The following is a 10,416-nucleotide window of genomic DNA, read 5'->3' on the forward strand; positions in this document are numbered from 1 at the left end:
TTCGAGATGGTCATTCATGCTTCCTTTTGGTGAAGCATGAACCGGATCAATCATACACAAAAGGTCGGACACTCTCGTTTCCGCCGAAAGCTATGACGGAGGTTGGGCAACGAGAGTGAGTGCAGAATTTCAGATCACGAGCGCGACCCGCCCTTGTCCGAATCAAAGGCTAAGTCACGCAGCCGATCGGCAAACACTTTTTTGACAGAAGAAGCGGCGGCAACCCACCAAAACACCCCGAAACGCACAAAGGTACCAGGTAAGACCAGAACGCACTGTTCAAGACTGTTGGCGGCGCTTCTCATCAATCACCGCCTGCACAAGATTCATCACGTAGGAATGCGGTGTCGCGGCCTGCTGGTCATTCAGCGCCTCCTTCACCTTGGACCGAAACCAGGCATCATGGGACGTCATCTCAGCGGTCACGGCAATGGTCCTCGAGGCGCCTATCCAGAAATTCGCCTAGGTCTCTCGGCATAGCTGCAACGCTCAGAGCGACCCGAGATCGGCGGTAGGGAGAATGGACCTTGGACAGATTGACTTTGTCGCAAGCCTGTTTGCGGTCTGAAGGCTGTTTCAACTCGGATTCCCCGTTCACGCGATGATCGAACGTTACAGCAAAACTTCCCGGACGATAAGACTCTTGAGATCTCTACATTATGGGGATGACCAAAACATCTGCGCACAGACGCCCCTTCACACCATTGCCGACGTTGGGGCGGGATGCCGCGAAGGTCTCAAACGAGCCCATTGTGTGAATTCACTTTTCTCGCTGCATGCGCTCGCAGCGTGGAAAATGCGGCGTCAGCGTAAAATTTGGTGCTGCCGCGCGGCGGGAAAACCAGCCATTCGTGCAGAGTGCAACAAGGATCAGAGGTCGAATTCCCAGACTGCGGACGAAGCACCATTTCGCCGCAGCTGTACCAATGACTGCTTTAGGAACGCGGTCTAGCAAAATTGTATTTACTGGTGACACTGTCTGACGTCAGCGCCTATGGGTCCAAATAGCGGTATTTGATAAGAGAGTGTTCTTGGCTCATCGTCACCACTGAGGAGTGGAAGATGAGACAAACAACTGGACCACGTAAAAGCCCTGGCGAGAAGATCGTCAAAGATATCAAACGGGCGACGCGCAAGCATTATTCATCTGAAGAAAAGATCCGGATCGTGCTGGACGGGCTGCGCGGTGAGGACAGCATTGCAGAGCTGTGCCGCCGTGAAGGGATCTCGCAGGGCATCTATTACAAATACTTCATGGAAGCTGGGAAACGACGTTTGGCTGGGGATACGGCACGTGCTGCGAACACAGACGAGGTCAAAGACCTGCGTCGTGAAGCCCGAGACCTGAAGGAAGTCGTTGCAGAGCAAACACTCGAGCTCCGTTTGCTCAAAAAAAGCATGCTGGGCCCCTCTCATTGATTGCTGCGCAATCAACGACCGGGCAATGGATGGGGGCGGCCACGCATGAGGTAAACCACTTGAACCACTGCGCTCGAGGTGCGCATCTCATGAGGGGCTTTAATGCGATGTGGGCGGGAAGCTGCCATCTGCTGCAGTACGTGCAAATGGCCGGTTAAGGGCAAATTTCTTTGTGGATTAAATATCGATCCAGAATCCTTCTTCCCGATCTTGAAACTCTGTGTAGCGGTATTGCCGTGTGCCTGATTTCACGCTGCACCATACAGCGGTCTTAAGAGAGTTGCCCAACATTGAAGAGCACGAGATACAAACATAGCGGAAACCCACGAAAATTGAGTAGTAACATCCCCAATCAGACTAAATGTCATATTCACGATTGAACTTCTTGCGTTGGATCGCGGGGTGGGGGCTATAGCCATCTTCATGGGATGCTGGTGCCAAGAGTAGCCAATCCAACACTGCAACCGCGATTGAAGCGCCGAGCGTTCCGATCAAGGTCAAAAACACTCGTTGGACCATTGCGACCTCAGGGTTGCTTGTTGTCAGGGCCGTTGCCACCAAAACCGCAGCAACGGACAGGCCAAACTGGTAGACCGACGCCGACATCCGCCCGCGCATCATCGCAACACCAAAACCCCAGCCGACTGTAAACATCAACACCAGCAAAACCTCGAAATGCGCCGAAAACCCGTATAGTGCCAATACAACCAGCGCGACAATCCCGCCTATCAAAGTAGCCCAACTCCGCTCGGCGGCTTCTGCAAAGGCCTCATCTTGAGTCGGGAAAATTAGTGGAAAGACAGCCGCAATCGCTAGGATCATATCCGAGACTGGCAAAACTGCGTATAGCCAGAAACACAGCCCGGTTAAAACCACAGCACGGATCAAGGCACCACCACCATGATGCCCCGCCGCGGCCCGCGGGGCGTCGACGTGTTTTTCTTTCGTTTTCGCAGGCACCAGCAGGTAAAGCGTGGGAATTGTGACCGCCGCAACACCACAGCCTAGAAGAAAACCGTCGCGAAAAATATTCAACATCACCGGATTTTTCATCCCGACAATCGACATCAGGGAGGCCGCAATCAGCAAGAGCATCCCAAAAGCGCTGCCAGTTCTGCGGGTGAAATAAAAGCCGACAAAATAGAACATGAACATCACCAACAACATCGCAGCGGGCACATGGCGTGTGATGGCAACGATCCCCGCCATCAGCCAGACCACCACCGCAAAAGCCACCGCCCCGCCAATCGCGCGCGCCGGATCAAAGGCCTTGCGCAGCCCCGCAATCAGCCCGATCGGCAAGGCGACACAGATCGGCGCCAAAGTTGGCTGTAGCCAAGCCATTGCCAAAAACCCTGCAACAACCGTCAGCCCGAGCCGAATAGGAAAATTAGGATCGTCAGCAGAGCGAGGGCGGGGAGCTATATACATCTCGGGGCCTTAGTATAATGCGGTGGTCCAGCTGCCGATGCGCTGGAAAAATGCGGCTGTGCGGGTGACAAAATGGGTGCCACCGTCAGGGTGAATGAGAACATTTACCTTCCCCCCCAAACGGGCTTGCCGCGGCCAAGTATGAGTGGTTCCTTCAAGCACAATCCGAACCGGCATTTTGCGCGCTGGCTCAAACCACTGGCTGATTGGGGTGTTGACCGGCAGGCCGCCAACCTCAGAGCGACCGGGATTTATCCCCCAGCCAAGGCTTTCAACATGGCCTTCAAAAATCTGCCCTGGTATCGCATCAAACACCAACGTAACTCGATCATTTGGCTGCACATTAACAAGCTGGTTTTCACGCAAGTCCGCCGTGATCCAGACTGCTTCGCCGTCGATAAAAGTCATGGTCGGCGACCCTGTACCAACAAACTGCCCCAGCCCCAAGTGCACATTGGTCACAACGCCGGGGCCGGGCGCGCGCGCCACTGTGCTTAGCAAGTCATATTCCGCCACTTCCAAAGCGAGTTCGGCGGCGCGAATTTGTGGATTACCCTCGCCGGCGGCTCCAAGCTGTAACCGCGCGCTTTCGGCAGTGGCCTGAGCGGCATGCAGTGCTGCCTCAGCGGCGGCAAGGTTTGCCTGCGCCTGATCACGCGCCGCACCCGAAACGATGCCCCGTTCAAAAAGGGCGGCAGAGCGTTCTGCGCTGGTTCGGGCCGTGTCTGCATTGGCGCGCGCTTGGGCAATCTGGGCCTGGGCCGCCTCGATTTGCGCGCTTGACGCATCAACCCCCTGCACCACCTGTGCCAAAGACGCCTGCGCCCGTTCTACCGCCAATTCAAACGGTCTGGGATCAATGCGAAACATCGCATCCCCCGTGTCCAGAATGGCATTGTCATGTACTTCAATCGCAATAATCCGCCCGGAAACGCGTGGTGCTACTTGCACAACGCTGGCTGAAACGATCCCCCGCGAACTGCCCGGTGCATAATGATCCGAGGCAACAGTCCACGTCACGATCCCCGACAAGAGAACCAAGACTATGGCCAGCACTAGAAAAATCGGTTTCTTGCTTTCGGGTTCTGCAATTTCTGGCCCAGTGTCAGTGGGCATATCCTGCGCTACTGGTTTGCTGGGGTTTGACGGGGGTGGGGAGGTCTCATTTGACATGTCTCAGGCTTTCTAAACGCTCATCGCTCTTGGGCATTGTGCTTTTTCACGGAAATCACGTTGTACTCATTCCTCTCAGCCCAATACGGACAAAAGTGTCCATTTGTCAATTGACAAATGGACACTTTTGTCCGTATCTGCGTTAGAATTATAGGAGCACCCGCGCCCAATGAAACAACGCCCTGATGCGCAAAAAAACCGCGAACGCCTATTGGCCGCCGCTAAGCTTGTATTTTCTGAATTTGGTGTCACGGCTCCGTTGGAACTTGTCCGCGAACGCGCGAATGTCGGCCGCGCCACGCTTTATCGAAACTTCCCAAATCGACAAGCGTTGTTTCTAGCCCTTGTCGATGAGGCTCTTGATGAACTCGACCTTCATTCTGATGACTTTTGGGACCTTCTGGCAGAGGCTGCCGTCAAAGTGGTGGAAAATGAAGTGAGCCACGCCATTTGGGATGCGGCAGATATCGACAGCGACCAATTGGCGATCCGTCACAAAAAGTTGGTCGGGATATTTGAGACACCGCTGGCCATTGCAAAGCAAGACAAGAGCGTCGACCCCGACATTGCCCCCTCTGATATCGTGTTGCTGTTGCGTATGATTGGCGGAGCGGTTCACTCTGGCCCAACGACCGAACGCAGGCAAGTGGCGATGCGCGCCGTCGAGCTCCTCCGAAGAGGGATTTCTAGGTTCAGGACCTATTAATCGACTTGATGCTGGGTTGGTGTCATGATTCACGAACCCCAATGATTTGGGGGACAGATGAGCAATCTTTATTGGCTTACAGAAGCGCAGATGGTGCGACTTCGAAAACAGACAGCGCAATGTGAACCAAGAAGGTGTCTAGGAAACTAGGGGCTATTCATATGGACCTTGGTCAACGGCATAAAATCTTAGATGGAATTTGACTACAAAATGGCGGGTTCCAGTCTTGCCCGAAATAGGCTCCAATTCATTTAGGACAACCTGAACAAATTGATTCTATATCAATCACTTAACTTTTCCCTAGGTTCCAATCTTCACCGGACGCCACAAGAGGCATCCCATGCCTCTTTTCCTTTAAAGCAGCCATTCATGCAGCCGTAGCCAACGGGAGCAAAGTCCCACCGCCTTGATTGTTGGGGCAAGCCGCAGCGAAATGTCGTTTTGGATTCCATCCGGCGTTACACGATCCAATGGCAGGTTTGGTGCAAATTGCTGCACCGCTGAAAGTCCTGTGCTGCGTTCGCATGGGAATGCTGCGCGAGCACTCGCTGCGAAGCAAACGGCGGCAAAGTCCGCATCTTACCAGTTAGTACACGATGCAGCGAACGGCAGGTGTACGGATAGGGAGGGACTTCTGAGAATTTCATCGTACCAGCCATATGACACACCAATGTCGCCTATTTCACTTGGCCCAAGTATGACGGCGATTGAAACGCATAATGCCCACTCACTGGCAGCCTTAGCGTGGGAATCCGCCCCTTCGGGCATTCGACCCCACTTACCGATCGGGCGCTGCTTCAAGGGACGTCTCGAACCGCTTGTTCGCCGCCGCTGCTTCTTTCAAGAGCGCGTCAAAATTGTCAGGTGGATTGCCATCTTCCAACATCCCTTTGAACGTCGCATAGGCATCCGTCTTGCTGCCGTAGGCGCGCAGGGTCTTGTCGTCGTTCACCCAGGCCACCACGATGACCTTCGCATCGCTGTTGAACCGATAGAACAGCCGATACTGCTGGAAGAATTTCGCCCGGAACCAGTGCTTGCGGTGATCGCCGAGTGTGCCGCCTTGCCGGAAGGCGGCGGCACCCGGATCTGCCGGTATGGCCTCGGTGACCAGCTTGAAGATGGCGGCCAGCCGTTTCGTCGGGTTTTTCTTGCGCCAGGTCTTAGGATCGCGTGCTTTACGCGCCTCGACCTCTTCAATCAGCCCTTCGAGCTGATCCAGAAAGAGCGGATGCGCATAAATCGACCATCCGTTTACGACAAGGGGCGCTTGGGCGGGCACGCTATCGCCGCTCATTCATCCTCGAGCGATAGCGGCGCATCGAGATCGACGTCAGCGTCTCCGACCAGTGCTGCAAGACGGTCATGCAAAGCCCCATCGAATGCCCGAATGCGGTCCGGATGCGCCTTGATATCGGCCTCGACAAAATCGAGAAAGGCTCCGAGCACGGGATCTTCCTCGTCGCTGCGCACGGGCTCGATATAGACCCTGCCACTCGGCTCGGTGCAGTAACGAATCTGGTCGCCCTTGCCCAGCTTGAGCTGTTTGCGCACACCCGCCGGCACGGTCGTCTGATACCGATCCGTGAGTTTCGAGACATCTTGTGCGAGGGCTGTCATGGCAGTCTCCTGAAGAAAAGGGTCTTTGCTGCCCGCGATAGGTAATGCATTTGCATTGCCTTGTCAAGACAAGCCGCAGCATCTGCTGTCACCGGGCAGGTCGATGAACCGTCCGGCGCAGGACCTAATTTCGCCACGCCAGGAACTCCGCCAGCACCGGGCTAGCCGCACCTTTCGCGGAGCTGAGCAGCTCCGAGCCCGCAAGCGAGGCCTTCGACAGGCGTACGAGCCCACCAGTTTCCTCGATGCGGTAGCAGCGGCGTTTTTGCCGACCCCGCCTGTAGTGGGTCGCGGTTACGATCTGGCAGGTGCTGCCATCGGTGAGCGTCACGGGCGCGGCGAGCCTGATCCTGTCACCCTCCTCGTAGTCCGGAATCGAAGCCCAGTCCCGGCAGCGCTGGCGCCAGGCATGGGCATAGCTCTCTGGGTCCTTCAATTCCGAGAGCAGCGCCAGAAGGCTGAGCGGAGCGCGCGACTCGACGGGGCCAGCGCTTTCCTCCATGTCCTTGTAGCCCCAGCAGCCGTCATCGTATCGGGTGAGGAAGACAGCCCCAAAAGTGATGGAGCCATCCGCATCGGTGACATAGGTCGTGTCTTCGACAGGGGTGCCGTCGATATTTGTGACCTTTGCCGCCGCGTACCAAGTCGAACCCACCTTGCAGGCTTTGACCAGTTCCGTCTTGCGCCTTTCGCCCTCGAAGGTGCACAGCCGAGCAATCTCCGCTTTCTCATCCGCGTAGGTCTGGACGCGGCCGTCGGTGTAGAAAAGCCATCCCATCACGCCGCCCTCCGGTCATCGATTTCCATCAGCGCATCGAGCGGCACGCGGTAGGGCTGCATGGCGTCGAAATCCTCGCAATTGCCGCAGTTCTGCACGATCGCGAAGGTGTCGCAGGCATCCTTGAGAATGACCCGGAAGGTGCCGCCGAGGCCCGAGGGCACCTCGTAGGTCCCGCCGATGAGATAATCCGAGGCCCGGCGCACGAAGACGCGGATGCTGTGGCCGTCGGTGGCGAGCCGGATGGCCCCCCGCCCCCGGTCGATGAGCACCTGCACATCGTCGAGGATGTCAGTGTAGAATTGCCCGGTCAGATCGCGAAACGCCATGCGGCGCTGCGCCATCCAGTCGGTGTCCCGAAACGGGTTCATGCCGTCGGCGAAGGCGAAAGAGGGATCGGCCTGTTCGGTGGTGACGATTCGGGTGGTCGTGCCATCGATGCCGTTTGAGCGCAGATGCACACCATTGCCGACGATCAGGATCAGGGCGGGCCTGTCCACGGGCCCGTTCCAGTTGGGCAGGAAGGTTTTGCAGGCGCGCGCATGGGCGATCTGCGCCGCAACTGCGGAGGCAGAGAACTTGAGAATAGCCATGGGGATGTCTTTCTGTTCGGTTTGGAAGGGTCGACCCGCGCGGGTCGCGTGACGGCTCAGGCCGCTTGCGCGACCTCGCCGTCAGGTTCCGGGGTTTCCGCAGCGGGCTCCGCCTCGTCACAGGCGACACCGGCGGTCTGCATCATCGGCGGGCACCAGGCGGCCACGGCAGCGCGCTGCGCGTCGGTGAGCGTGGCGAAGGGTTCGGCGAAGAGCTTGTCGCAGAAGGCGACGATCTCCTTCTTGCTCGACGAGGCCAACGTCACCGCCTCCTGGACCAGACCCAGATCCTCGCCGAGGAGCTTCAGCAGCCAGGCCTTCTTGAAGCGATTGAACAGCGCCGCGTTCGGCGTCCAGTGGGCGCGAATGTCGGGCATGATCTCAATCTCGAACGCATGCATCAGGCTGTCGCGCCGAGGATCCCGCGCGAAGCAGGACTGCGTCGTGCTGGCCGTGGCATAGGCGACGAGCTTGGCCTTCTCGCCGACCTCCAGCGCGCGAAACGCCACGAACTGATCGGCGGGCGCGCGGGCGTCATCGAGCCACGAGAGGTCAAGCGCATCATGCGCCGCCGCCACCTGCTCGAGCGAGGTCTTGTCGATCTCGTCCATCTTGGCATGGCTGCGGTATTCCTTGCGGGCATCGATCTTGATCGCCTGCGTGACACTCATGCCACTGGCCAGAACGTCACTGACCAGCTTGAAGAGCGTCAGATCGAGCGTGGCTTCCGGATGCAGCGCCATCGCGGCCCCGAGCGCCATGGCGCGCTCGGTCTTGAGATCCTCGGCCAGTGAGGCCGGGTAGCTGATTTCGCCGGCGTCCGGGGCCTCCTCCCCGGTCGGGTTGGCCGAGGAGCCGCGCGCGCCCTCCTCTTTGACGGTGTCTTCCGGGCGGACGAGGCCAACATGCAGGGTCACCTGCCCGCCCGACCACGACGCGATCACCCCAGACCGCGCCAGGTCCTCGGCGCTGTAGGCCTCCTGCAGGTCGCGCGCTTCCTCCTCCAGAGCGTCGACGCGGTCGTAAAGGGCATTGTAGGCACCGTCCTCGAGCCCCTCATCCTCCATCTCGAGCTGCAATTTCTCAAGCTCGGCGGTGATCTCATCGATGCGCTTCTGGGCAGCCTCATCCGGCTCGATCGGGCCGGGATAGACGCGGCCGTAGTCGGCCATGGTCGCGTAATCATAGCGCACCATCGCATCGGCCCAGGCAAAGCCCAGCTTCATACGCGCCTTCTCGGCGGCGGCACCGAGCTTCTCGAGCAGGATGGTTTCGACCAGCGCCGCATCCTCGAGCACGGAATGCTCTTCCAGAAGGTCAGCCGCAACGGCGCCGCCCCGCGCCTCGTAGTCGTCGCGTACGAAAGCCCCGATATCGTCGCTGACCTGCACCCCGCGGGATTTGAGGGCCTGACGGACGGTATAGGCCTGCAGATAGCCGCCGTCTTTCGTGAGCGCCTCAAAGACCTCGCGCTGCGCCTCCTGGCTCGGGTGCTCGGCGAAGGCCTTCATCGTGTCGAGCGTGATCACCTTGCCCCGGGCTGCGGCGCGGATGTCGGGGTGGATCAGGCCATAGCGCAACCGGCCTTTCACGGTGGCCACCGTGGTGCCGAAGGTCTTTGCGATGGTCTCGGGCGTCTGGCCGTCGACCTCCATCATCCGCGCGAAAGCCTCGAACTCGTCGATGGCATTCATCGGCGCCTGGGTGATGTTCTCGGCGAGCGACAGCGCCGTGGTGACGTCGCACTCCTCCGGCACAAGGCGGCAGTCCACCTTGGTTTTCGCGGTGAACCCCTTGGCGGCCTTGTCTGCGACCAGCTCCTTCAGCGCGGCATGGCGTCGGCCACCAGCGAGGACAGCATATTTGCCGTCAAGCTTCTGGACCAAGAGCGGCTGGAGCAGGCCCAGAACAGCGATGCTGGCTTTCAGATGCGCGATGTTCTCGGGATCATAGGTTTCCGGCGAGTTGCTGCGCACATTGGCAGGATGCGGGACCAGATCGCCGATGGCGACGGTGAGAGGGGCAAAGCTTGTGGTCATGGGATATCCTTCCAGGTGGGTGAGGTGTGGCCCGCGCGCGCGGGCGTAACCAATCCCCGGCTTCAGGGATCACCACGACAATAGGCCCGCTTTCCCTTTTGAGGGGCAGCGGGCCTTCATCGCCTGGGGTGTCAGGAGGGGAGTCCCCTGCCCTTCTACCAGTCGCGCGCCAGCATGATGGTCAGCACGCGCATGGTGGTGGCGGGATTGTCCGGGGTCTCAGCCCCGTAGCGGAAATCCGAGTCTGCTTCATAGAGATCGATTTTCCAGAACACGGTCTCGCCCCGGATCTCGACCGCCCCGAAATCGTGCCATCCCTCGGGATCATTCTCAGGCTCGAATGTTGCAAACTCACCGGTGGCCTTCACCGCCTCGGCCATGAAGCCGTCATCGGCCTCCATAAGCGGGCGGGTGACATGCATCCGACCCTGGATGGGCTGCGCGGGCGGCCCTCCAAGGCACGCGAGCTTGCGAAACTCGTCGTTCTGCGCCGCGATCAAGGTCGCATCGGGACGATCTGGCTGGGGTTGAACGGTCATGGACATGGGAATCTCCTTTGAGAAGTTTGAAACACCCTTCTAAAAGCCCGCTTCCGTAATGGGGCGGGCCTCTGTCAAGGGTTTCGGGCAAGTCAAAAATCCCGGCGAAGATCTCATT

At 58.4% G+C, this 10,416-nt stretch carries 10 protein-coding genes and 1 pseudogene; 2 read left to right on the forward strand and 9 right to left on the reverse strand.

The genetic code is table 11. The annotated features are described in order from the left end of the window. Positions 1 to 279 precede the first annotated feature (279 nt). On the reverse strand, positions 280 to 426 hold the full coding sequence (locus tag H1S03_RS16915) for an antitoxin PaaA2 family protein (RefSeq protein ID WP_156505811.1): 147 nt from the start codon (positions 424 to 426) through the stop codon (positions 280 to 282). Positions 427 to 1,062: 636 nt separating this feature from the next. Here H1S03_RS16915 and H1S03_RS16920 point away from each other — a divergent pair. Next, positions 1,063 to 1,395, forward strand: a pseudogene (locus H1S03_RS16920) (transposase); the annotation flags it as partial. A 381-nt stretch (positions 1,396 to 1,776) separates the two neighbouring features. Here the strand turns inward: H1S03_RS16920 and H1S03_RS16925 are convergent. Beyond that, positions 1,777 to 2,850: an FUSC family protein gene (locus H1S03_RS16925; protein ID WP_184568381.1), complete on the reverse strand. Its 1,074-nt coding sequence runs from the start codon at positions 2,848 to 2,850 to the stop codon at positions 1,777 to 1,779. Positions 2,851 to 2,859: 9 nt separating this feature from the next. Then, positions 2,860 to 4,023, reverse strand: coding sequence for an HlyD family secretion protein (locus tag H1S03_RS16930; protein WP_249777984.1), 1,164 nt, complete (start codon positions 4,021 to 4,023; stop codon positions 2,860 to 2,862). A 169-nt stretch (positions 4,024 to 4,192) separates the two neighbouring features. Between H1S03_RS16930 and H1S03_RS16935 the strand changes: the two genes are divergently transcribed. After that, positions 4,193 to 4,729 (forward strand): TetR/AcrR family transcriptional regulator, encoded by a 537-nt coding sequence (locus tag H1S03_RS16935; protein ID WP_050527171.1) that lies wholly within the window; start codon positions 4,193 to 4,195, stop codon positions 4,727 to 4,729. Between the two features lie 778 nt (positions 4,730 to 5,507). Here the strand turns inward: H1S03_RS16935 and H1S03_RS16940 are convergent. The 6 genes from H1S03_RS16940 to H1S03_RS16965 form a co-directional block, all read right to left on the reverse strand. Next, positions 5,508 to 6,026 carry a type II toxin-antitoxin system YhaV family toxin gene (locus tag H1S03_RS16940; protein WP_185805263.1) on the reverse strand — a complete coding sequence of 173 codons (519 nt, stop codon included), beginning with the start codon at positions 6,024 to 6,026 and terminating at the stop codon, positions 5,508 to 5,510. Then, entirely contained in the window at positions 6,023 to 6,349 is a 327-nt protein-coding gene (locus H1S03_RS16945) for a type II toxin-antitoxin system PrlF family antitoxin (RefSeq protein ID WP_185805264.1), read from the reverse strand. The genes H1S03_RS16940 and H1S03_RS16945 overlap by 4 nt, the downstream gene beginning before the upstream one ends. Positions 6,350 to 6,473: 124 nt before the next feature. Next, the gene (locus tag H1S03_RS16950; RefSeq protein ID WP_185805265.1) at positions 6,474 to 7,127 is read right to left on the reverse strand and encodes a DUF6927 domain-containing protein; all 654 of its coding nucleotides are present in this window, start codon (positions 7,125 to 7,127) and stop codon (positions 6,474 to 6,476) included. Beyond that, on the reverse strand, positions 7,127 to 7,720 hold the full coding sequence (locus H1S03_RS16955) for a hypothetical protein (protein ID WP_025042408.1): 594 nt from the start codon (positions 7,718 to 7,720) through the stop codon (positions 7,127 to 7,129). The genes H1S03_RS16950 and H1S03_RS16955 overlap by 1 nt, the downstream gene beginning before the upstream one ends. A 56-nt stretch (positions 7,721 to 7,776) precedes the next feature. Then, on the reverse strand, positions 7,777 to 9,759 hold the full coding sequence (locus H1S03_RS16960) for a ParB/RepB/Spo0J family partition protein (RefSeq protein WP_185805266.1): 1,983 nt from the start codon (positions 9,757 to 9,759) through the stop codon (positions 7,777 to 7,779). Between the two features lie 155 nt (positions 9,760 to 9,914). Then, entirely contained in the window at positions 9,915 to 10,304 is a 390-nt protein-coding gene (locus H1S03_RS16965; RefSeq protein WP_185805267.1) for a DUF3768 domain-containing protein, read from the reverse strand. Positions 10,305 to 10,416: the final 112 nt, after the last annotated feature.

Source organism: Pontivivens nitratireducens (assembly GCF_014235845.1).
GTDB classification, from domain to species: Bacteria; Pseudomonadota; Alphaproteobacteria; order Rhodobacterales; family Rhodobacteraceae; genus Pontivivens; species Pontivivens nitratireducens.